19 protein-coding genes are annotated in these 24,024 nt (G+C 58.1%); 12 read left to right on the top strand and 7 right to left on the bottom strand.

Annotated features, from left to right (window positions below; genetic code table 11):
* Positions 1-6: 6 nt before the first annotated feature.
* The 6 genes from pcaD (at position 7) to AC2FLU_RS13035 (ending at position 5,642) form a co-directional block, all read left to right on the top strand.
* Positions 7-795, top strand: coding sequence for a 3-oxoadipate enol-lactonase (gene pcaD / locus AC2FLU_RS13060; RefSeq protein WP_496808814.1), 789 nt, complete (start codon positions 7-9; stop codon positions 793-795).
* Positions 796-807: 12 nt separating this feature from the next.
* Complete coding sequence (locus AC2FLU_RS13055; RefSeq protein ID WP_480546291.1) at positions 808-1,524, top strand: alpha/beta fold hydrolase; 717 nt, start codon at positions 808-810, stop codon at positions 1,522-1,524.
* Positions 1,525-1,610: 86 nt separating this feature from the next.
* The gene (locus AC2FLU_RS13050; RefSeq protein WP_496808813.1) at positions 1,611-2,810 is read left to right on the top strand and encodes a TCR/Tet family MFS transporter; all 1,200 of its coding nucleotides are present in this window, start codon (positions 1,611-1,613) and stop codon (positions 2,808-2,810) included.
* An 82-nt stretch (positions 2,811-2,892) separates the two neighbouring features.
* Complete coding sequence (locus AC2FLU_RS13045; RefSeq protein WP_496808812.1) at positions 2,893-3,987, top strand: Zn-dependent alcohol dehydrogenase; 1,095 nt, start codon at positions 2,893-2,895, stop codon at positions 3,985-3,987.
* A gap of 23 nt (positions 3,988-4,010) precedes the next feature.
* Positions 4,011-5,243: a mandelate racemase/muconate lactonizing enzyme family protein gene (locus tag AC2FLU_RS13040; RefSeq protein WP_480518703.1), complete on the top strand. Its 1,233-nt coding sequence runs from the start codon at positions 4,011-4,013 to the stop codon at positions 5,241-5,243.
* Positions 5,244-5,354: 111 nt separating this feature from the next.
* Positions 5,355-5,642, top strand: a complete 288-nt coding sequence (locus AC2FLU_RS13035) for an ArsR/SmtB family transcription factor (RefSeq protein WP_480473809.1) — start codon at positions 5,355-5,357, stop codon at positions 5,640-5,642.
* A gap of 6 nt (positions 5,643-5,648) precedes the next feature.
* On the opposite strand, the gene AC2FLU_RS13030 is transcribed toward AC2FLU_RS13035, so the two are convergent.
* Complete coding sequence (locus AC2FLU_RS13030) at positions 5,649-8,645, bottom strand: cyclic nucleotide-binding domain-containing protein (RefSeq protein WP_496715087.1); 2,997 nt, start codon at positions 8,643-8,645, stop codon at positions 5,649-5,651.
* Between the two features lie 244 nt (positions 8,646-8,889).
* Between AC2FLU_RS13030 and AC2FLU_RS13025 the strand changes: the two genes are divergently transcribed.
* Positions 8,890-9,252, top strand: a complete 363-nt coding sequence (locus AC2FLU_RS13025) for a DUF3307 domain-containing protein (RefSeq protein WP_480473810.1) — start codon at positions 8,890-8,892, stop codon at positions 9,250-9,252.
* Between the two features lie 121 nt (positions 9,253-9,373).
* Here AC2FLU_RS13025 and AC2FLU_RS13020 read toward each other — a convergent pair whose 3' ends face one another.
* The 6 genes from AC2FLU_RS13020 to AC2FLU_RS12995 form a co-directional block, all read right to left on the bottom strand.
* Complete coding sequence (locus AC2FLU_RS13020) at positions 9,374-10,678, bottom strand: NAD(P)/FAD-dependent oxidoreductase (RefSeq protein WP_480605098.1); 1,305 nt, start codon at positions 10,676-10,678, stop codon at positions 9,374-9,376.
* Positions 10,675-11,349: a TetR/AcrR family transcriptional regulator gene (locus tag AC2FLU_RS13015; protein WP_480473812.1), complete on the bottom strand. Its 675-nt coding sequence runs from the start codon at positions 11,347-11,349 to the stop codon at positions 10,675-10,677. Before AC2FLU_RS13015 ends, AC2FLU_RS13020 begins: the two co-directional genes overlap by 4 nt.
* Positions 11,350-12,888 carry a trimethylamine methyltransferase family protein gene (locus AC2FLU_RS13010; RefSeq protein WP_496808811.1) on the bottom strand — a complete coding sequence of 513 codons (1,539 nt, stop codon included), beginning with the start codon at positions 12,886-12,888 and terminating at the stop codon, positions 11,350-11,352.
* 2 nt (positions 12,889-12,890) lie between these two features.
* Positions 12,891-15,293 carry a GcvT family protein gene (locus tag AC2FLU_RS13005; RefSeq protein WP_496808810.1) on the bottom strand — a complete coding sequence of 801 codons (2,403 nt, stop codon included), beginning with the start codon at positions 15,291-15,293 and terminating at the stop codon, positions 12,891-12,893.
* A 110-nt stretch (positions 15,294-15,403) separates the two neighbouring features.
* Complete coding sequence (locus AC2FLU_RS13000; RefSeq protein WP_480473815.1) at positions 15,404-16,033, bottom strand: glutathione S-transferase family protein; 630 nt, start codon at positions 16,031-16,033, stop codon at positions 15,404-15,406.
* Between the two features lie 19 nt (positions 16,034-16,052).
* Positions 16,053-16,550: a class I SAM-dependent methyltransferase gene (locus AC2FLU_RS12995; protein WP_480518693.1), complete on the bottom strand. Its 498-nt coding sequence runs from the start codon at positions 16,548-16,550 to the stop codon at positions 16,053-16,055.
* Between the two features lie 233 nt (positions 16,551-16,783).
* Between AC2FLU_RS12995 and AC2FLU_RS12990 the strand changes: the two genes are divergently transcribed.
* From AC2FLU_RS12990 to AC2FLU_RS12970, 5 genes are read left to right on the top strand one after another with little or no spacing between them, the layout of a single operon-like run.
* A complete protein-coding gene (locus tag AC2FLU_RS12990) occupies positions 16,784-18,556 on the top strand; it encodes an ABC transporter ATP-binding protein (protein WP_496715040.1) in 1,773 nt (590 codons plus the stop codon).
* On the top strand, positions 18,549-20,462 hold the full coding sequence (locus tag AC2FLU_RS12985; protein ID WP_480554553.1) for an ABC transporter substrate-binding protein: 1,914 nt from the start codon (positions 18,549-18,551) through the stop codon (positions 20,460-20,462). Before AC2FLU_RS12990 ends, AC2FLU_RS12985 begins: the two co-directional genes overlap by 8 nt.
* Before the next feature lie 14 nt (positions 20,463-20,476).
* The gene (locus AC2FLU_RS12980) at positions 20,477-21,505 is read left to right on the top strand and encodes an ABC transporter permease (RefSeq protein WP_480473819.1); all 1,029 of its coding nucleotides are present in this window, start codon (positions 20,477-20,479) and stop codon (positions 21,503-21,505) included.
* Entirely contained in the window at positions 21,502-22,656 is a 1,155-nt protein-coding gene (locus AC2FLU_RS12975; RefSeq protein ID WP_480518687.1) for an ABC transporter permease, read from the top strand. The genes AC2FLU_RS12980 and AC2FLU_RS12975 overlap by 4 nt, the downstream gene beginning before the upstream one ends.
* On the top strand, positions 22,653-24,008 hold the full coding sequence (locus tag AC2FLU_RS12970) for a CoA transferase (RefSeq protein WP_496812002.1): 1,356 nt from the start codon (positions 22,653-22,655) through the stop codon (positions 24,006-24,008). Before AC2FLU_RS12975 ends, AC2FLU_RS12970 begins: the two co-directional genes overlap by 4 nt.
* Positions 24,009-24,024: the final 16 nt, after the last annotated feature.

Below are 24,024 nucleotides of genomic sequence, written 5' to 3'. Positions count from 1 at the left end.
TGAGTCATGATGATCGCTGATCTGGGCGACGTGAAACTGAACTACCGTGTCGATGGTGCGGCGGACGGCGCGCCACTGGTTTTTGCCAACTCATTGGGAACAAACCTGCACATATGGGACGCAGTGTTACCGCACCTGCCCAAAGGGTTGCGTATCATCCGGTATGACAAACGCGGGCATGGGCAATCATCGGTTCCACCGGCACCTTATTCTATGGGCGCCCTGATCCGCGATGCCGAGTCGCTGCTGGATCACCTGAAGGTTCGCGACTGCGTTTTTGTCGGCCTGTCCATTGGCGGGATGATCGCACAGGGGCTGGCCGTCAAACGTATGGATCAGATACGTGCGCAAGTTCTGTCGAACACCGCTGCCAAAATCGCCACACCCGCAGTCTGGCAGGATCGGATCGACGCTGTGCGTCGCGGCAGGATTGAAGCGGTGGCAGACGCCACGATGGAACGCTGGTTTTCCCGTGATTTCCGCGCAGCGCAAAACCACCTGCCATGGCGCGACATGATGATCAGCCAACCGCTTGACGGATATCTGGGCTGTTGCGCTGCTGTCGCCGGGACCGACTTCTATACACCCACAAGCGGCCTGCGCCTTCCCACGCTTGGCATCGCCGGAAGCGAGGACGGCTCGACCCCGCCCGATCTGGTGCGCGAAACTGTCGACCTGATCCCCGGATCGCGGTTCGAACTGATCCGCAGAGCTGGCCATTTGCCCTGCGTCGAGAAACCCGCAGAATACGCAGCAATCCTGACCCGGTTTCTGACCGATATCGGGCATATCTGAAGGAGAACAGCGATGGCGTCTTTCCTGTTGGTCCACGGCTCCTGCCACGGAGCCTGGTGCTGGCGCGACCTGATCCCCGCGCTGGAAGCTTTGGGACATTCGGCCCGGGCCATCGACTTGCCCAGCCATGGTGCAGATCCAACGCCGGTGTCCGAGGTGACGCTGGAAAATTGCCGCGATGCCGTTCTGAACGCCTGTACGCCCGATACGATTGTCGTGGGTCACTCGTGGGGCGGGTATCCGATCAGCGCCGCCGCCGAAGCTCGACCGGACGCCATGCGCGCCCTGATCTTTCTGTGCGCCTACGTGCCTCACGATGGCCTTTCGCTGGCAGAAATGCGCAGACGCGGCCCGCAGCAGACAATTGCCCACGCGATTGACAAATCGTCTGACGGGCTGTCTTACACCGTGTCGGTAGATGCCATCCCAAAGCTGTTCTACCACGATTGCCCTGACGATATCCTGCCTTATGCCTATGCGCGCCTGTGCCCACAGGCCATTCGCCCCCAGGAAACACCACTGCCGGTCGGCACGAATTTCAACGAAGTGCCCAAGGCCTATATCCGCACCACAGATGACCGAACGATCCCCGCGGAATATCAGGCGGACATGTGCGCGTTTATCCCGAAGGACCTGCGGCGAACCATCGACAGTTCGCATTCTCCGTTTTTCTCGCATCCACAGGAACTGGCCGGATTGCTGAGCGAATTGGCAAGCAAATTTGAGTGATGCGGCGGACTGCACGCAAAACTCTGTCTTCCCACATTCGGTGACTGTGCCTAGGGTGCCACGAACAGATCACCAGCCCGAGTTCCATGCGCCTGCCATCACTCTTCATCCTCAGCATCGTCATGATCGACGCAATGGGCATTGGTCTGGTTATGCCGATCATGCCGCAACTGATTGTTGATGTGCAGGGCAGTTCGCTTGCCAATGCGGCGATCTGGGGTGGAGTGCTGAGTACCGCTTTTGCGGCGATGCAATTCATCTTTGGTCCAATCCTTGGAAACCTGTCCGACGCCTATGGCCGCAGAACTGTGCTGCTGCTGTCGCTGTTCGTCATGGCGCTTGATTATATGGTTATGGCAGTGGCGGGCAGTATCTGGCTGTTGCTGGCCGGTCGTATTGTCGGCGGTATTACTGCAGCCACGCATTCCACCGCCGCCGCGTTCATGGCGGATATTTCCGATCCCAAGGACAAGGCCGCAAACTTTGGCCTGTTAGGGGCGGCCTTTGGCGTCGGATTTGTGCTCGGACCAGTGATCGGCGGGTTGCTCAGCGAATATGGAACCCGTGCCCCGTTTTGGGCTGCGGCAGGTCTGGTGGCACTGATCTTTGCCATCGGCTGCTTCGTGATGCCTGAAACCGTGACCGACAAGACCCGGCGCGCCTTCAACCTGCGCCGCGCCAACCCGGTGAATTCGCTGCGCGCCATTGCTGCACTGCCCGGTATCCGACCTATGCTGTGGGCCTACTTTCTGTATTCGGTCTCAATCTACGTCTACCCCGCTATCTGGTCCTTTTTCACCACCGAGCGGTTCGGATGGTCCCCTCAGATGATCGGCCTGTCACTGGGCGTCTATGGGGTCGGCATGGCCGTTGTGCAGGGCGGTCTGATCCGCCCCGCAATCCGATTGTGCGGCGAAAGGGGTGCCATCATCTACGGGATGGGTTTTGAAATTCTTAGTTTCGCAATTCTGGCCTTTCTGACCAACGGGTTCATTGCGCTTTTGTTCATCCCAATCACCGCAATCGGGGCAATCACCACACCAGCACTTCAGGCAATGATGTCCAAAGCGACACCAGATTCGCAGCAAGGAGAGTTGCAGGGCGTCCTCGCCGCGCTCCACGCGCTTTCGATGGTAATCTCGCCCCTGGTCATGACCAGCGTATTTGCGCAGTTCATTCGCCCCGACACACCGCTGTACCTGCCGGGTGCTCCTTTCCTGCTGGCACTGGCGCTGATGCTGGCCGGGTTCGTTTTGTTTCGCCGGTCCCCGCCTGTCGTGGCTTAACAACGACACTCACATGGCGGTTTCCGCCTTGCGATCAACGCTTTCCCACGCCACCGTGGGGCCAACGGGAATGAGGGAAAACATGCAAACAATCAAAGCCGCAGTCTGCCGGGCATTCGGCGAACCCCTGGTTATCGAAGAGGTTCAGCTGGCGCCCCCCGGCACGGGCGAAGTCGAAGTGACGCTGGATGCAGTGGCCATCTGCCATTCAGATATATCCTATGCCGAAGGTGCCTGGGGAGGGTTCCTGCCCGCCGTTTACGGACACGAAGCCGCAGGTGTGATCTCCGCAGTTGGAGAGGCCGCCGGGGACTTCAGGATTGGCGAGCCTGTGGTTGTGACGCTGATCCGCGCGTGCGGGTCCTGCCCCACCTGTGCCGGAGGGCACCCGACAAATTGCGAAACACCTTACGACACCGTCAAAGGCCCGCTAAAAACGGCTGACGGCGGTCCGCTGGAACAGGCCATGGCCTGCGGCGCGTTTGCCGAAAAAGTTGTGGTGAGCCATCGGCAGATCGTCAGGATACCCGAAAGCCTGCCCAAAGACCTGGCCAGCCTTCTGTCTTGCGGGGTGATCACCGGGGTCGGCGCTGCTGTAAACGCCGCCAATTTGCGTCCGGGTCAGGATGTCGTTGTTATCGGTGCGGGTGGTGTTGGCCTGAACGCCATTCAAGGCGCACGGATCGCGGGTGCACGGCGGATCGTGGCCGTGGACATGACTGAAGAAAAGCTGGAAATCGCGAAGGAGTTCGGCGCGACCCATGGCGTGCTGGCCAGCCTGAAAGAACCCTGGAAGGCAGCGTTCAAAGCCCTTGGCGGACGCGGTGCCGATGCGGTTCTGATTACGGTCGGCGCAATCGCCGCCTATGATCAGGCCCCGCGTTATCTTGGCCGCGGCGGTAAGGCCATCATGATCGGAATGCCGCATTCGGGCGGCATGGCCAGCTATGAACCGGTTGTTCTGGCAGCCCTCGGCCAGGGTGTTGTCGGCTCGAAAATGGGTGATGTGGTTATTCAGCGGGACATCCCCTGGATGATCGACCTTTACGAGCAGGGTCGGTTGAAACTGGACGAGCTGATCTCGGGCCGCTGGTCGCTGGATCAGATCAACGAGGCCATTGCCGATACCAAAACCGGATCTGCCAAGCGCAACGTGATCCTGTTCGACAGAACCTGATCTCCCGGCTCGGAGGAACTGAGATGAAACTGCAGGATCTCGACATCATCGTCACCGCCCCACCCGCTCCGGGTTGGGGGGGGCGATACTGGATATTGGTCAAACTGACGACAGACACCGGCATAACCGGTTGGGGCGAATGCTATGCCTCGTCCGTCGGACCCGAGGCGATGCGCCACGTCATCCGGGATGTGTTCGAACGGCACATGCTGGGCGAGAACCCCGAAAACATCGAGCTTATGTTCCGCCGTGCCTATTCCAGCGGCTTCACGCAGCGCCCCGACCTGACGGTGATGGGCGCATTCTCGGGGTTGGAGATCGCCTGTTGGGATATTCTGGGCAAGGATCGCGACCGCCCGGTTTACGCCCTGTTGGGCGGCAAGGTGAACGAGCGAATTCGCTCCTACACTTACCTCTACCCTTTGCCGCATCACAATCTGACCGACTTCTGGACCTCTCCCGAACAAGCGGGTGAAACAGCCGCTGAAATGGTGCGACGCGGCTATACCGCTGTAAAATTCGACCCGGCGGGCCCTTATACAATCCATGGCGGCCACATGCCCGCGATGAGTGACATTTCCATGTCCGTCGCCTTTTGTAAGGCAATTCGCGAAGCCGTAGGGGACAAGGCCGACCTGCTGTTTGGCACACACGGGCAGTTCAACACGGCCGGTGCCATTAGGCTGGGGCAGGCGCTGGAACCATATCAGCCCCTATGGTTCGAAGAACCCACGCCACCTGATATGATCGAAGACATGGCCCGTGTCGCCCGCAACGTCCGTATCCCCATCGCCACCGGAGAGCGCATGACAACCAAGGCCGAGTTTGGAGCCGTTCTGCGCGCCGGGGCTGCGGAAATCCTACAACCGGCGCTGGGGCGAGCCGGAGGAATCTGGGAGATGAAGAAAGTCGCCGCTATAGCAGAGATATTCAATGCTCAGATGGCGCCACATCTTTATGCTGGACCGGTCGAATGGGCCGCCAATATCCACCTGGCCGCGTCGATCCCGAACCTGCTGTTGCTGGAAACCATTGAAACACCGTTCCACAACCAGCTGATCAAAGGTTCCATTCAGATAGAGGACGGCTTCGTGATCGCTCCGACAGCGCCAGGACTTGGGATCGATGTCGACGAAGACCTGGCCCGCGCGCACCCGTATGAAGGTCGCGGCTTGCACTTGCAGATGCAGGAAGAGCCGTGCGATTACGTTAATGGCAATGCTTTTCAGGGCGGTGCCCCTGCAACCGAGGGGTGACAACACAGACGGGTTTGAGGCATATTGACCCAAGATTAACGGCACAACGGTCAAAACGTGACACTCCTAGAAACCGAACCTCAGGCACACACCTCGGACACACCATCAGAAATGAAAGAAAATGCTGCCCGCGCGGCTGCATTTCTCAAGACACTGGCGCATGAAGGGCGCCTGATGATCCTGTGCCACCTTGGGAATGGCGAGAAATCGGTAGGCCAGCTTGAGGATTTGCTGCAATTGCGACAAGCCGCCGTCAGCCAAATGTTGGCCCGTCTGCGGGAGGAAGGATTTGTCACCACCCGAAGAGATGGCAAAACGATCTATTATTCGCTAAGCGATGGAAATGCAGCGCAGATGATCGGTCTGCTGTACGAGCTGTTCTGCGAGCCTGCCAGCTGATCACGCCTAATTGGACACGTAACCGGCGATCACCTGCATCAGCTTGAACGCGGTTGCCGCATCGTTTTCCACAACGGCCAGGAATTCTTCCTCACCGATCCTAAGGCAGGATAGTTGTGTTTCGGCTATCATGCTCAGCGCGCGTGGTTCTTTGCGGATCAGACCAAGTTCACCCACCAATGCGCCCGGCCCCACGGTGGTGATCAACTGATCGGGTCCATCTTCCTGTGGCAGGTACAGGCCTGCCTCTCCCTCCAGCACTACATATGCGCCATCGGTGGGCTGATCATCTTTCAGGAACACCACCTGCCCAGGCTTGGCATCGAACCATTGCGCCCCAAAAGCCAGAAGGCGCAATTGCCTCCGGTCCAGACCCGAAAACAAGGGGGTCTGCTCCAGCGCGCGCAGTTTCCGCGCCAGATCTGCTGAAGATGCGCTGTCTTTTCCCACGTCTACCGGTCCTCCATCCGAGACGACACGACCTTGCCGGATTTCCACGAACATGTCGAATACGTCCGGGTTTTCGAACTGGTCATTGAGGTAGAACACCGTGGCATCCGGCAGCAACTCGCGCAGCTTCTTGTAAACCGATACCTGCGTTTTCATGTCGTAACTGGCCAATGCCTGCTCCAGGATCAGGATATCTGGCTTCTTGATTGTCGCGCGGGTAAACGCCAGCGGTTCGGCAAAAACCGCCGGAAGGCTCTGCCCACCCAAAGCAACCGGAATGTCATAAATCAGCTCGACCACCAAAGGACGCGCACCGTTCTCCTCCAACACGTCGACAATGACCTTGCGGGCCTCATCCGATCGCGCGCCGCCTATCTGGCTGACCTTGCCGAACAGCGCGTTTTCCATGACCGTCAATCCAGGCGCGAAATCTTCCGGATCCAGCGGAACAAATGCGTCCTTGAGGCTTTCCAACAGCTTATCCGAATGACTCTGCCTCAGTTCCAGAATGCGGTCTTTCAGCTCATCCGTGAAAGCCGGGCCAATCTGCTCAGCCGAGACGACGAAAGGCACGGCCAACATACTGGCCAGCTGTTCGTCATCCAGCCCTGATGTTCCCTCTTTGCGGGTCTGTTCAACCAGCTCCACAGCTGCCTCATAAGTCTTTGCATCAAGACCCAGCTTGCGGAACAACGGATGGTCGGTTCCGTCGAACCCGAAGATCTGTCGCAGCATCTCGATCACGTCACGGGTCAGGGCGATCAGCGTCTCATCCAGCCCCAGCTCTCGCAACTGCATGAGAAAAACCTTCTGCCGGGCAAGCAACGCCTGCGTCACCGGCACGCGGGGCGTCGCAAAAAGCAGGTTCTCGGCAACAGGCAGCGCCGGGTTGTAAGCATTACGGTCGAATATCAGCGCCTGCTGCTCAAGACCCGCGTCATGGACCGCCCGCCGAACAAGCGGGCGCAGCTCGACCAGTTTCCTTGCCAGTTCGCAGTGTTCGGTCGCAACAAAGCTTTGTTCGGCACCGCGCCGAAACAAGGCTGCACCGGACCCCATTCCATCAATCAGCTGCAACCACCAGTCGCGCAACGCCGTCGCGTCTTCGAACCCGGCCAGCGCCGGGTCAAGCCATTCCACCCTGAACGGATCCATGCTGTTTCCAGCCCGCAAAGTCTCGGCAAAATCAGGGTCGTCTGAGGATTCAGCCAAGGGTTTGAATCGCATCGGCATCATCACGTTGTCACCCAACGTTCCCTGAAACATGACCGGGCGGGACGTTGCGTACCCGATACGCGCGGCCACAACGCCCTGATGCAGATCTGCCAGGTTCAGATCCCCAACCTGAACCGTGCCGGCAGCGGGCAAAATCTCGCGGGTCAGCAGCTCACCCATGGCGCGCCGATCCTCTTCGCTGGGTGCGGCGATACCAATCGTCTTGCCACCGGGAAAAGTAAGATTCAGATCATCCAGCACCTGATTTCCGTCCATGTCGCGAACTGAAACGTGATTCAACACGATATCGCCGCTCAGGTGGGGGCGCTCTGCTGGTTCGCCCTCGAACAGCACTTCATCCTTCAATCCGGCCGGATCGAAACGGTCAACGACGATTTCCCAGCGCAACGACATGTCCTGGGTTTGGTTGTAATAGGTCAACAGCTCTTTCCAGGGTGAGCTCAGATCCTTGTACGCCGCCAGCGCGGCAACCAATGCCCCCAGCGAAACCGAACCCTGCAACACCAGAAGGCCACCAATCAGGTAGAACATGAATGGTGTCAGCTGCGAGATGAAGTTGTTTATGAACTTCATAAAGAACTTCTTCTGGTAAATCTCAAAGCGGATCGTGAAAAGCCGCCCCAATTGATCGGAAACCATAGCCCTGCGATAGCGCCAACCGCCATTGCTGCGTAGGGTTGACGCCCCTGCCGCGTTTTCGCCGATCTGGGCAGCCAACGCCCGTACTTCCTGAATGCGTTTCTTGTTCAACAGGTTGATCTGGCGTTGTAATTTGGGGATTAACCAGGCCTGTACCGGGATCAGGGCGACAGCGGCCAGCCCGAACCAAAAGCTTTGCAAGAACAGGAAAGAAAGGATGGTGATCATCTGACCGGCTTGCAGAACCGGCTGGCTGATCGCATCGCCCATCAGCCCCCCCATTGGTTCGCTTTCAGCCGTGATCATCGAGACCATTTCACCTTGGCTGACCCGTTCGAAATAAGGTTGCGGAAAAAGAAGCGCGCGGCTGACCAGCTGATACCGAAACCGTCGCAGCATGCGTTCGCTCAGCACACCCTTCATGGTGTTGATGCGCATTTTCATCAGCCCGTGCGCCAGCACTGCAGCCAAGAAAACAAAACACAAAATAATCAGGAAATTCGTCTGTGAAAGCGTATAACCCCAGACATCCACTTCGGCCGTTGTCGAACCGATTGCGTCGTTGATGATACGCTTGGGCAACTCCAGTGTAAGATAGAGCAACGGAAACAACGTCGCCGTCACAGCCAGCAGGATCAGCTGATCGCGTTTGGAGTATTTCCAGATAAAGCGGAAAATCGTGCGTTCTATGGAACCTGCCCCTACTGCTGGCCGATAACACGGCCCGGACGCCGTGCGCCCAAATTCAACAGTTTGAATTTACTGCCATACTGACACGTTATGCAATTTTTTTCCCACCTGAGAATTTTCTTTATCTTATGTGAACTAGTTCATTTACGCATGGCCGTGTTATTGCCTAAAGTCAGTTTTGAACGATATCGGGAGGGTTCTTTTGACTGCCAGTATTGGCGCAGTGCTACTTATGCTTTGCCTTTTACAGATCAAGCATATGTTCGCTGACTACTACCTCCAGACACCGAAGATGCTCTCTGGCAGAGGCGAGTATTTTCACTTGGGACGCGCGCAGCACGCAGCAGTTCATGTTGCGGGCTCTGTCATCGTGTTTGCCGCTTTCGGCGCGCCTCTGTTGTTTATCCTGATTGTCGAATTGCTTGAATGGGTCATTCACTTCAATATCGATTTCGTGAAAGCCAGCTATTCAGACAAGAAACAACTTGAGCCCACGCAGGCCGCATTCTGGCGTGCGGCTGGGCTGGATCAGTGCCTGCACAACCTGACCTATGTGGCGATGGTCTGGGCCTGGGTCACCTTCGCGGCAACGTAACTAACATCAGGGTATACTGTCCGTTTCGCAGCCTGGAAGCTATGCGCCGATCCTTCGGTCGGTCATAGCGAGGTAAGCTGTAAACCTGCCCCGCTCGACTTTGATTGTTGCAAAAACCCGACTAGCCCAGAACCGAAAAGCTGCTTTCCTCATTGATCGGGCGCTTGCGTGAGTAAAAGCCCACGTCGATGATCCGTTTGATATAAGGCAGTTCGAATTGCAACGGTTCCGCGTCGTGATCCGCTCCGCCTTCGCAATACGCGATCAGTGCCGCCATCATCTTACCCGCAATCGGTGCATTCTTATACTGGTTCCCGCTGGACCCGCAGGCCATGTAAAACCCCGGCAAGCTGGATTTGTCATAGATCGGAATCCAGTCGGTTGAGGCATCGTAAAGGTCAACCACACCCCGCGTTTTTGATGGAATACCAAGGCTGGGTACACGCTGCGCGTATCGCATGGCCTGTGTGGTCCATTGGTCCGTGAACTCTCGGTTATAGGTGACATCATCCTCGCACCATTGATGCGGATCGCATTCCGGGTCCTCAGATCCCACAAGGATGTGATTGCCGTGTTCCGGGCGGCAATAGCAGGCGATGTCGCTGTCCGAGACGATGGTTCCGTCGTTTTCAAAGTCGAACCCCTCCGGGGCAGGGACATGCACGACCTCTTGCCGCAGGGGGCGGGTTTTGATGGTCATGTCGTCCAGAACGCCTGCCATCCCATTGATGATAGCCGAGCCCGGCCCGGCCACGTTCACGACAACCCTTGCGCGGATTTCTTCGCCCGAGGCCAGCTTGACTCCGGAAACGCGACCATCTTCGGTCAGGATCTCGGTAACTTCGGCACTGGTGCGGACCTCGGCCCCGTGCTGTTTGGCAGCATCCATCAGGTTTTGCGCCGACAAGGCCGGGTCGGTGACATATCCCGCCTGCGGCCAGTACACTCCACCCGTCATCTTTCGCCCGTTGGGCTGGCCGAATTCCGGGTCATCCATGCGGCGCGCCGGGGCAAAGCTGTCCAACGAATAAACCGGCAGGCGTTCAACCACTTTTTCCCCCGACCATTCTTCGAACGGGCAATCCAGTTCTGATGAATTGCGCATGTGCTTTTCCAGCATCCCGTTCGCCTCGGTCTTCATGACCAGGCAGCCGGTTTCCCTGAACTGAGCCAGATTGGCCCCCTCTGGCAGTCCAAGATAGTCAGCCCAGTCGCGCCAGTAATGATAGCCTTCCCAGGCAAACGCCGTTCCGTCGAAGGTGGAATAATGCATCCGGATGATCGCGCAGGACCCGGCGGTTGAACCGTGCCCAACCTGTGCGTTGCGATCCAGAGACAGGGTTTTCCAGCCCGCCTTGGACATTTCGAACGCGATGGCCGCGCCGATCACACCTGTGCCAATGATGATTGCGTCTGGTTGACTCATGTCGGGTCTCCTTTCCAGTAGCGCCGGGAATATGCGCTGAATTCTTCAACTTCTTCGGGTTTCGGTTCAACGCCCGTAAAGGCGTATAGGTAATGCGGCACCATCGAGATCCGCGTCTCGAAGGGTTCGTTCAATTGTGCCAGATCATATCCGATCTGCATGTAATACAGCACGCGCGCACGTGTTTCGGACTCGATCTCGGAATAGCCGTATCTGGCGAACATCGCGTGCAAAGCTTCAAGCCGCCGTGTGTCTGACTGGTCCAGCGCACGGCGTACTTTGCCCGATTTACGCGCCCAGTCGCGCACGGCAAAATCCAATGCGGTGTCAAACAAGTCCGTGTTGACGACACAACGATGCACATTGCAGACCGCGCCCGTTATCGTTTCGGCCGGCGCTTCTGCCTGTTTTACAAGCGCAACCGTATTGGTCGCCTGCCACCGCGCCAGCAGTGCATCCAAAAGTTCCTGTCTGGACTTGAAGTACCAGTAGAAGGATGAACGTGACACGGCCATCCGCTCGGCCAAGTTAAGAACCTTGATCTGGTCCACCCCGTCCGAAATCAGCACGTCCATCGCCACGTTCAGCCAGTCGTCGCGGGTGACCTTGACATTGCCGATCAGGGGCTCGGCCTCGGGATCATCGCGGTGAAGGATAGGTTTGTTGTTCATTCAACTCTCCGGTGGCGCCCCGCCCTCTGCGGTGCGACGTGCGATAAAGTCCTGCAAGGCACCAAAACGATCATTGTCTAAGGCAGGGGCCTTGAAATCGTTCAGGATACCCTGCCAAACCCCCGTTGCACGTTGGTTGGCATCTGTTGAACCGCGTTCGGTCCATGTGCCGAAATTGGCGTAGTCATGGACATGCGGTTGATAGAACTCGGTGATGTAGCGCTCCATCGTCTGGGGGCAGGCAAAGAAATGACCGCCAGGCGCGACCTCACTTAAAGCGGTATCAAAGCCAATCTCGGCGGACCCCGCCTGCGCGCCCGCGCAAAGCTCGGCCACCATGTTCAGCACCTCGGCATCGCAGACCAGCTTTTCGAAGGATACGGTCAACCCTCCTTCCAGCCAGCCCGCGGAATGAATGATCACAGTCGCCCCGGCCATCAGGCAACCCCAAAGGCCAAACTGGTTCTCATTCGCCGCTTGCACGTCGTTGCTGTTTGACGCTGACCCTGCCGCCGACCGCCAGGGCAGGCCAAGGTGACGCGCCAGTTGGCCTGCGGCCAGTGATGCCTGAAAATGCGAGGGCGTCCCGAATGCAGGTGCACCGGATTTCATGTCCACATTGCTGGTGAACGTGCCGTAACACACCGGAGCGCCCGGTCTGGCCAGCTGCGCCAAGGTCAGCGCGGCCAGCGTCTCGGCATGGGACAGGGTGATTGCCCCGGCCACGGTGATCGGCGCCATCGCCCCCATCAGGGTGAACGGTGTGATGATCGACATCTGACCGTGGCGCGCGAAGTCGATCAGGCCTTGCGCCATGGGAATGTCCAACGTGCGCGGGCTGTTTGTGTTGATGATCGTGTAACAATGCGCGTTGCCCCGGAACTCATCATCCGACAGACCTCGCGCCGTGGACAGCATCTCAAAGCAATCCATGACCTGCGGCGTACCGCGCGAGAAGAAGAACGGGAACTTGTCGGTCAGTTCCATCTGTGCCTGTGTCGTGAAGTAGTGGCGCAGATGCGTCGGTACATCCTGAGGTTCAACCTGAGGCGAGATCATCTGGAACACATCGAAATGATGGGTGAGCTTCAGAAACTCCAGATAATCCTGACCTGTCGCCGGGCGGCGACCACGTTCCAGATCGGTTGCGTTCGGCGCGCCTGCCCCCGGTTGAAACACCAGCGAACCCAGTTCCAGAGTGAAATCACGATGCCGCGAACCGGCGCTACAAGCGACAGATTTGGGGGCCGAGGCAACGGCAGCCTCAACCATCTCGCGCCCGATAAAGACCATCTCACTGTCTTCATCCACGCGCGCGCCACCCTGCTTGAACAGCTTGCGCGCCTCGGGAAGCAGGGTCTTTACACCCAACTCCTCGAGCGTACGCAACGCTGCCTCGTGCATGTCCGCAATCTGGTCAGCCGGGAACACCTCCATCAATGGGAAAGGGTTCCTAAGCTGGCGATAGTTCACGTCGCGGCTGGGCTGCGGGGCAGCCTCGCCCCCTCGCCTTCGGCGTCGTCGGTCCGGAGCGGCCATGATCAGCCCCGCATCGCTTTGCCCTGAGGGTCGTAGGGCGACGGCGCAATTACTCGCGCCGGACATTCCACACCCACCACATGGACAGACAGTTCCGTACCCGGGTCCACCTTGTCACGGTCAATCAAGGCCATCGCCAACGACTTGCCGATGTGGTGCCCATAACCGCCTGAAGTCACAAAACCCACGCGTTCGCCATTGGCCCAGACCGGCTCATACCCGCTGGCATCGGCGTCCAACGCATCGATTTCCAGTGTTACCTGTACCTGCGCCGGGCCATTGCCATCCCGTTCGGCCAAAGCGGCCTTCTTGCCGATGAACTCCTTGTCCCAGTCGATCCAGCGATCCATGCCTGTCATGCCGGGTGTGTAAGCCTGCGTGAACTCTGCCGACCAGATGCCAAAGCTTTTCTCAAGCCGCGTTGACAGCATCGCATTGAAACCGCACTCGCGGATTCCCTCTTCTGAACCCTCTTCCAGTAAAATGCGGCGCAGCTTGATGTGATCGCCATAGCGACAGTTGATTTCATACCCTTTTTCGCCGGTCACCGACATGCGGGCCACGCGGGCACGGACCAGGCCGATGTCGAAATCACCGCAGCCCATGAATTTCAGGTTTGAGATATCCTGTTCGGCCAGTTTCTCGACCACCGCCTGCGATTTCGGTCCGACCACGGCAAACCCGCAATACTCCTCTCCCAGGTCGCGGACGGTGACCCCATCCATCATATGATCGTTGAACCATCGCATATGCCAGGCGCGCAGGTAATAGCTGCCCATGATCCACCAGGTGCCATCGCCCCAGTTCAACACGGTCAGATCGCCTTTGAGCCGCCCGTCTTCGCCCAGCATCGGCGCCAGTTTGGCACGACCCGGCGCGGGTAGTTTCGAAGCCATAACGTTATCCAGCCACGCTTTGGCATTGGGACCGGAAACCTCAAAGCGGGAAAAGCCCGTGATATCCATCAGGCCCACGCCCTCACGGATGGTTCTGCATTCAGCCGCCACGATGTCGTGCGCGTTCGAACGTTTGAGCGTCGGCGTTTCCTCGAACCCTTTGGGTGCGAAATACAGCGGCACCTCCAGATCCCAGCTGACGCCCCATTTGCATCCGGCCTCAGTCATCGCGTCATGCGCCGGAGCCATCTTTAGCGGGCGACCCGCAGGCAATTGTTCGTTCGGGTAGGTCATCACGAAGCGGCGCGAATAGAACTGGCCAGTGGTTTCACGGATATACCGCTTGTTCTGTGCGAATTCCCCATAGCGCGCCACATCCATCGGCCAGGCATCGGCTTCGGGCTCGCCATGGATCATCCATTCGGCCAGTGTTTTCCCAACGCCACCACCTTGCAGGAACCCTGCCATGACCGCACAGGCCGTCCAATACCCTCGTTTACCCGGAACCGGACCAACCAGCGGGTTACCATCCGGTGAAAACGTGAAAGCACCATTGACCCATGTCTTGATGCCCACGTTCTGGATCGACGGATACCGCTCAAAGCCCAATGTCAGCTCGTTCTCGATCCGGTCAAGCTGTTCCTGAAACAGTTCCTCGCCATAGTTCCACGGCGCGCCATCCATCGCCCAGTGTTCGTGATCGACCTCGTAGATCCCCACCAGAACGCCCTTCTGGTCCTGCCGCATATAGGTGAACCCTTCGAGGTCCACGGTCATCGGCATCTCGAAGTCCGCCTGCGCCACTTCGGACACCGTGTCCGTGATCAGATAGTGGTGCTTCAACGGTGAGACTGGCAGCTCTACCCCTGCCATGCGCCCAACCTGCTTGGCCCAGAGCCCGGCCGCGTTGACCACATGTTCACAGGTGATCGTGCCCTTATCGGTCACCACCTGCCAGCCATCCGCCGTCTGGATCAATTCCTCGACCTTGGTTTCCTCATAATATTCGGCACCACGTTTCCTGGCCGCAGTAGCATAAGCCTGAACAGTACCTGTTGTATCGATATACCCCTCGCGATCCGCCCACATCGCGCCCAAAACACCGTCGGTTGACATGATCGGGCAGCGTCTCTGTGCCTCTTGCGGGGTCAGCAACTCGCAGTCGTCAATACCGATGGACTGGAAGATGCGGTAATTGGCCTGCAACCACTCCCAGCGTTCAGGCGTACCGGCCAAAGTCAGGCCACCGGTCATATGCAAACCGATATTATGGCCCGATTCTTTTTCGATCTCACTCAGCAGGTCGATTGTGTAGGCCTGCAACGAGGCCATGTTTGGATCCGCGTTCAGGGCATGGATGCCGCCCGCCGCGTGCCATGACGATCCCGAAGCCAGCCGCCGCCTTTCCAGCATGACCACATCCGACCAGCCGAATTTGGCCAGATGATACAGAACCGAGGCACCAACGACGCCCCCTCCAATGACCACTACGCGATATTGGGATTTCATCCCGACCTCCCTGAACAGAATCTTGGAAGACGCTAGTAGCACTGTTCAGTTCTGTCTAGACATTTCTGTACAGTGCGGAATGAGAGAACTCTACCTATTGCTTTGCAAACCTAAAGCTGCGCGCTTGGGCGGGCTTTCACGCTTTCAAACCAGACCTGCGTGTTCGTATTGCCGTCCGGTATCCGCATCTTTATGACGCGCGCGAAATCGACAAAAACAAAAGTGGATATATCCGCCAGAGTGAATACATCGCTAGCGACATACGCGCTTTGCATCAGCCGCGCCTCCAGCAGCTCGAAAAACGACGCAACCCGCTCGCGCCCACGTAGCGCCAGCTCAGGGATCTGCGCATGGTTAACAGGGCCGGGAATAGCACGGTCTTTGAACGCCGGGTGGCTGTTGCGCAAAGCCTCAGCGATGGGCGCACCGCCCTGCTGCTCGGCAATTGCGTTCCACATCAAGACCAACCCTTTTTCATCAGCGGTACGGCCCATTAAGGACGGCTCGGGGAAACGCGCTTCAAGATACGCGGCGATGCCAAGATTTTCGGTCAGGACTGCGCCTTCATCCGTTACCAGAACCGGGATTGTGGCCCGGGGGTTCACTGCACGAAACTCAGCGCTCAACTGCGCGCCCTTAGCAATCGAGATTTCGTGCGTTTCGATGTCCAACCCTTTTTCCGCGATGAACATGCGAGCACGGCGCGGGTTTGGGGCCGTAGAGCAATCGTAGAATATCATGCAGGCCCCTTCTCTCTGGTCAGCGCCGATAGATGAAACAGCGCCCTTCGACGGCACCCTCGGGCAACGGCATTTCCTCCAGCCGCTCGAAATACATCCGGTCGCTTGATACCATTAATCCACCCGATGCCAGCAAGGGCTCGATCAACGGGGAAACAAGCCGCGCAAAGATGTCGTTCTTTTCGCGATTATGCCCCCCAAGATCTGCATGGATCAGGCTTGCTGTCGGTCCAAACCTGTCGACCGCCGCTGGCAGCGTCTCGCGCACATCTCCCAAGATCACCCTATCCTCGGGCGGGGTTGAATCGGGGTGCGAAGCCACCGCGCGTTCGAACACAAAGACAGGGCGTCCATCGATATGCTGCACAAGATGATGATAGGTGCGCCCATTGCCCAGACCCAGTTCAAACACCGGACCTGCCATGCCTGCCGTTTGCGCAATCGCGTGATCCAGACAGGCGCGCTGTGACACCATTCGATCGATAAACAAGTCCAGACGGCTTTGATTCTTGGACACCGGTAAATATCTCCTTGATACCAATCGAAAGCATAGATGCCCCCGACGCCGCCTTAGATGACAAATTCTCAAGACTTTGTGTAGCGACGAAGCCCAAAGTTTCACATTTTCGCGACATTTCAGCCCAAGAACGGGTTTGACTAGACAGGCGGAACCGCGCGACACTGGCGAAAAAATCACGGGGAGTTGAAACGACCGATGTCACCAAGCGGCCAAACGGTTGGAAAGCCTGCATGAGCGCGTTGTTGTGCGTCAGAGACCTCAGCATCGGCTTTGGTGCGGGAAGTTCCGTGGTCGCGGATGTGAACTTTGATGTCAAACCAGGGGAAACCTTGGCGCTGGTCGGTGAATCGGGATCGGGTAAAACCATCACGTGCCGGGCCGTCTTGCGGATTCTGCCGCGAACGGCCCAGATACGCAGCGGCACGATAACTTTGAATGATTCCAAGGGCACATGTAACCTGACAGCGGTCACCGAACGGGAAATGCGCGGCATTCGTGGCAATCGCGTTTCGATGATCTTTCAGGAACCAATGCGATCACTGTCACCTCTGCACAAGATTGGGAATCAGGTCAGTGAAGTCCTGTGGCTGCATCGTGGGCTTTCCGAGTCTGAAGCGCGAAAAAAGGTCCTGACGCAGTTCGAGCGCGTGGGTTTTCCAGATCCGCAGCGCGCCTATGACTCCTACCCGTTCGAGCTGTCGGGCGGAATGCGCCAACGCGCCATGATTGCGATGGCCATGGTATCCAAACCCGAGTTGCTGATCGCGGACGAGCCAACCACCGCGCTGGATGTGACCACTCAGGCTCAGGTTCTGGGGCTGATCAAGGAATTGCAGCGCGAGACTGGCATGGCGCTTATTCTGGTGACCCATGATCTGGGCGTGGTTGCCAACATGGCCGAACAGGTTGTGGTCATGCACAAGGGCCGCATCATGGAGGCTGGCCCGGCCGCACCAATCCTGACCTCCCCGGCGCATCCATATACCAAACAACTGTTTGATGCTGCGCCGGAAATTCCAGATCAGGCTGCTGTGGGCATACCGATGCCGGACGACGATCTGATCCTTCAGATGAAGGGCGTCTCAAAGACCTACACGATGCGGTCCAGCAAAGGGTGGCAGGCCGACAAGGAAATCTATGCGTGCAAAGGGGTCGATCTGAATCTTGCACGTGGCAAGACGCTGGCCATTGTCGGTGAAAGCGGATCAGGTAAAACGACAGCCGCGCGGATCGCGTTGGGTGCGGAACTGCCCGATCCCGGCGGAGAAGTCCTGTTTCGCACCGCGCCGAATGCCGATCCCGTCACGGTGCACAACATGACCCGCGCCCAGCGCACGGCGTTTCAGCGCAATGCGCAGATGGTGTTTCAGGATCCCTACAGCTCGCTCAGCCCGCGGATGCGCATTCAGGACGCGATGACTGAGCCGCTGGAAATTCACCGCATCGGAACAACCGCCGAGCAGCGCGACAAGGCCGCCGAGATGTTGCAGCGCGTCGGCCTGACAGCCGACATGCTGAAACGCTATCCACACGCCTTTTCGGGGGGCCAGCGGCAACGTCTGTCGATAGCCCGCGCCATGATGCTCGACCCGCAGCTCATCGTGTGTGACGAACCCACCTCGGCGCTGGATGTATCGGTACAGGGGCAGATTCTGACCCTGTTGGAAAATCTGCAGGATAGCCTGAATCTGTCCTATCTGTTCATCTCGCACGATCTGGCTGTGGTCGCACGGATCGCCGACGAAGTTGCCGTGATGCGTCGAGGCCTGATCGTCGAGCAAGCACCACCCGAAACTCTTTTCTACAATCCGCGCCACCCCTACACCAAAGCGCTGATTGCCGCTCAACCCGAACCCGACATCAATCGCCCGATCGACCTGCAAGTGGTTTCCTTGGGCGCCGGCGCGCCGGACAGTTGGGATGAAGCCTTTCGTTTCTCGGACACCGTGATACCCTCATTGGTGGAATTGGAACCGGGCCATAAGGTACGTTGCCATGTTTAAGACCACTCGCCCCCTGATCCTGGCCGCTTCGCTGGCGTTCATCGGGATGCTGCCCGCCACGGCCGAGACGATCCCGACGCCGCAGGAAAGCGCGTTCTGGAACGCGGAAGTAGAAGCGGGCAATCTGCCTCCCGTTCAGGAGCGCCTGCCCAAGGACCCACTGATTGTCGATCTGGCAGCAAAGGGTCGCGAATTCGGCAAACAGGGCGGCACCCTGCGCACCATGATCACGCGCTCCAAAGATATTCGCCAGATGGTTGTCTATGGCTATGCCCGGCTGGTCGGTTTCGACCAGAACTACGAGATTATCCCCGATTTGCTGGCGTCGTTTGAAAACGAAGACGGCCGCAAGTTCACCCTGAAACTGCGCGAAGGGCACAAATGGTCCGACGGCTCTCCGTTTACGTCGGAAGATTTCCGCTATTGGTGGGAAGACGTTGCCAACAACAAATTGCTCAGCCCGTCAGGCCCGCCGGATTTTCTGATAGTCGAAGGCAAATCACCCACCGTTACCTTCCCGGATGAAACCACTGTGATTTTCGAATGGGAGAACCCTAACCCGGGTTTTCTACAATCGCTGGCTCAGGCAAGACCGCCCTTTATCTATCGTCCCGCAGCGTTCCTGAAACGATATCACGAGAAATATGCCGACCCCGAGGAACTTGCCTTTCTGGTCGACGATGCCCGCGTCAAAAGCTGGGCCGCGCTGCACAACAAGCTCGACAACCTGTACAAGTTCGACAATCACGAATTGCCCACGTTGCAACCGTGGCTGAACGCAAGTTCCGGCAAGAAAATCCGCCACAATTTCGTACGTAACCCCTATTACCACCGTATCGACAGCAAAGGGGTTCAGCTGCCCTATATCGATGTGGTCGAGATGGAGATCGTTGCCCCCGGTCTGGTTGCCGCCAAAACCAATGCAGGGGAAAGCGACCTGCAAGGTCGGGGCCTGGATTTCCGCGACGCTTCCATCCTGAAAAAAGGCGAGGCGCAAGGCGGCTACAAGACACTACTGTGGAAAACCGGCGTTGCATCGCAAATCGCGATCTATCCGAACCTCAATTTCGAGGATGACGCCTGGCGCGAAGTGTTGCGTGACGTCCGTGTGCGGCGCGCCCTTTCCCTTGCCATCGACCGCGAGACAATCAACCAGGCTTTGTATTTCAAGCTTGCACACCCCGGTGCAATGTCGGTTCTGCCTGCCTCGCCCTTTTACGATGAAAGGAATGCCACCGCCTGGGCCAGTTACGATGTCGGCCAGGCCAATGCGTTGCTGGATGAGGTCGGCCTGACCGAGCGCGACAAGAACGGTGTCCGTCTGTTACCGGATGGCCGTCCTATGGAACTGGTGATCGAAACTGCTGGTGAGCGGCAAGAGGTTGAAAACGCCTTGCAAATCGTCACCGACACCTGGCGTGAGATCGGGGTCAAGCTGGTCATGCGCCCATTGGATCGCGATATCCTGCGCAACCGGGTGTTTGCCGGCAACTCGATGGCATCGGTCTGGTATGGATGGGATGACGGCATCCCGCAGGCACACACGTCTCCAACCTATCTGGCGCCCACCGATCAGGTATTCCTAGCCTGGCCAAAATGGGGCCAGTTCTACCAGACAGGTGGTGAAGCCGGGGAAGCCCCCGACATGCCCGAGGCAGAACGTCTGATGCAACTGGCCCATAACTGGGAGGTCGCCACAACGGACTACGAACGCAAGGAAATCTGGACGGAAATGCTTAAAATCCACGCCGATCAGCTTTATGCCATTGGTATCCTGAACGGAGCACCCCAACCCATTGTCGTGTCGAACCGTCTGCGCAATGTGCCGGAACAGGCCATGTGGGCATGGGAGCCCGGTGCGCATTTCGGCGTTCACCGCCCGGACGAGTTCTTTTTCGCCGACTAAGCAGGAGCAGCTAAATGGTCATGCTGCGCTATGCGGTGTATCGCTTTTTCACGATGCTGCTGACATTGTTGGTGGTCTCGGTCCTGATCTTCATAATCATCAACCTGCCGCCCGGTGATTACCTGAGCAACCAGATTGCCGAGCTTCAGGCCTCGGGCCAGTCAGCGGGTGTCGCCAAGGCCGAGTTTCTGCGCGCCGAGTACGCTCTGGATCGCCCTATGTGGGAACAGTACCTGATCTGGATAGGCTTCTGGCCGGGACCACACGGATTTTCAGGTCTGATCCAAGGCAATTACGGCTGGTCCTTTGAGTTCGACCGGCCTGTATCGGAGATTGTAGGCGACACGCTTTGGTTGACGGTCGTCGTCAACCTTGCCGCGATCCTGTTTGTATATGCCGTTGCCCTTCCCCTGGGTGTTATTGCTGCGGCGCGATCACGGACGTGGATTGATTATACCTCGGCCTTTGTGGGTTATCTGGGGCTGGCGACCCCAAACTTCCTGCTGGCCCTGATCTTGTTCTACTACGGGCATCGGTATTTCAACCTGCCTATCGGCGGTCTGATGGACCCCCAATTCGAAGGTCAGCCGCTGAGTTGGGACAAGATGAAATCCATTCTCATCCACCTGATCGTTCCGACTTTTGTCATCGGAACCTCGGGCGCATCGGCGATGATGCAGCGCCTGCGGGCAAATATGCTCGACGAACTGGGGAAGCCCTATGTGGAAACGGCCATTGCCAAGGGCATGGCCCCGTCGCGGATGCTAACAAAATATCCGTTGCGCGTGGCATTCAACCCGTTCGTTGCGGACATCGGTAACCTTCTGCCATCAATGGTGTCAGGATCGGTTCTGGTTTCAGTCGTTCTGGGCTTGCAAACCATCGGGCCGACTTTGCTGACAGCACTGAAAACGCAGGATCAATTCCTGTCCGCGTTTATCCTGATGTTTGTCGCGCTGCTGACGCTTATCGGCACGATGATCTCGGATATTCTGCTGGTGATGCTGGATCCCCGCATACGGTATGAGGGCCGCGAAGCATGACCGAACGTCCTGACAATCGCTACGTCGATGACGCGCCTTTTGATCCGCAGGCGTCGATACAGCAACTGGAACGCGCCGATCTGGATGCCCCCAACTGGGTGTTGGTCTGGCGCAAGTTCCGCACACATAAGCTGGGCTTGATCTCGGGCATCTTCCTGCTGCTGTGCTACCTGATGCTGCCGTTTGCCGGTTTCATCGCGCCGTATGGCCCGAATGACCGGAACGGAGAGCATCTGTACGCGCCACCACAATCCGTGAACTGGTTTTACGACGGCGCTTTTATCGGCCCCCATGTTTTTCCAATCGTCGCCGAGGCGGATCTGGAAACCTTCCAGTGGAAGTTCGTCCCTGACACTGATGACCCGCGCCCGATCCGGTTCTTCTGTGAAGGGTCCGAATATCGACTTGCAGGTCTTATCAAGACAGATACGCATCTTTTCTGCGCGCCGGATGGTGCCACTTTGTTCCTGTGGGGTTCCGACAGGTTGGGGCGCGATATCTTCAGCCGCATCCTCTATGGCGCGCAGTTGTCGCTGACCGTGGGTCTGATCGGTATTTCGGTGTCGTTCTTTCTGGGTATCCTGTTCGGTTCGATGGCGGGTTATTTCGGTGGGCGCATCGACTGGGTCATCAACCGGGTCATCGAAATCCTGCGCTCGCTGCCGGAATTGCCGCTGTGGCTGGCACTGTCTGCCGCCGTGCCTTCGAATTGGAGCCCGGTTGCCGTATTCTTCATCATTTCGATCATCCTCGGTATCCTCGACTGGCCCGGGCTGGCGCGTTCGGTCCGTGCCAAGTTCCTGTCCCTGCGCGAGGAAGAATACGTGCGGGCCGCAGAAATGATGGGCGCAAGCTCGGGCCGGGTGATCCGCAAGCACTTGTTGCCGAATTTCATGTCTCATTTGATTGCATCTGCCACTCTGTCGATCCCGGCAATGATCCTTGGGGAAACCGCGCTCAGCTTTCTTGGACTGGGCCTTCGTGCACCAGCGGTAAGCTGGGGAGTGATGCTGAATGACGCGCAAAACCTCGCATCGATCGAGATCTATCCCTGGACAGCAATCCCGATGCTGCCGATCATCGTGATCGTACTGGCCTTCAACTTCCTGGGTGACGGGTTGCGCGACAGCCTGGATCCTTATCAGCAATGAGCCTTCTTGCCACCCTTCCGGCTGCCGACCGATATCGCAGGGTCGGCACAGGCGCTCTGCCAAGTGCTTTTGCCGTTTCCGAACTGGCGACGGCCAGCTTTGCAGCCGTTGGGCAAGAGATGTCCCGCTTTATGCAGGCGCTGAACCTGACCCAGAAAGCACCCGAGATCGTCGTCGACCATCGGCTGGCATCCTTGTGGTTCGGCTATTCCTTCAAGCCTGATGGATGGGAAATGCCGAACCTTTGGGATTCGGTCGCGGGGGATTACAGGGCTTCTGATGGGTGGATCAGGTTGCACACCAACCTGCCACGCCATCGCGCGGCAGCGATGAAGGTTCTTGGAACGCTGCCAGAGCGTGACGCTGTGGCAAAAGCCGTCAGAACCCGGGCCATATCCGATTTGGAAACCGATATTGTGGCCGAAGGCGGCGTGGCCGCTGCCATGCGCAGCCGGACCGAATGGCTTGAACATCCGCAGGGCCGCGCTGTATCGCGCGACCCGCTGATTGGTTGGCAAGGCCCCCGGTACGTCAAGCTGCGCGAGAGGCCGCAGGCAACCTCTGCAAGACCTCTTGCCGGGTTGCGCGTTCTTGACCTGACACGCGTTCTGGCGGGTCCGGTATCGACCCGCACATTGGCCGGTTTCGGGGCCGAGGTTTTGCGGATCGATCCGCCCGGTTGGGACGAACCCGGTGTGATCCCTGACATTTCACTAGGCAAACACTGCTCTTATCTCGATCTGAAATCGACCAATGGAATGGAACGGCTGCAAGAGCTTTTGTCCCAGGCCGATGTATTCGTGCACGGGTACCGGCCCGGCGCTTTGGACGCGCTGGGCCTGACCCGTGCTAAGCGCGATGAACTGGCTCCGAACAGGTTCGAGGTGACGCTGAATGCCTATGGCTTGCAAGGCCCCTGGTCGAACCGGCGCGGCTTTGACAGCCTTGTGCAGATGAGCGCGGGAATTGCGCATACGGGCATGGGTTGGGCTGACGCAGACAAACCAACGCCATTGCCGGTTCAGGCTTTGGACCACGCAACCGGCTACCTGATGGCCGCCGCCGTCCTTTCCGCATTGGCCGAGGCCGCGTCGGGCAATTCCATCATGCATGCGCATCTGTCCCTTGCCCGCACCGCCGAGCTTTTGGCGATTCTCGGCAAAGACGACGTCGAGGCTGAGCCCATTCGCCCGATGCCCACGGATTACTCCCCTTCAACAGAAGCCTCGGGCTGGGGACCGGGGCACCGCCTCAAACCAGCGCTAAGCCTCGGTGAAACTGTGCTGCAATGGGATTTACCGGCGTCGAAACTGGGCACATCTGACCCGGTCTGGCCCTTCGTTTCCAACTGACCTCACGCTTTCGGGG

The sequence above is a fragment of the Ruegeria sp. SAZD013 genome, from assembly GCF_059612525.1.
This window is presented reverse-complemented; position numbering and strand designations above follow the sequence as displayed.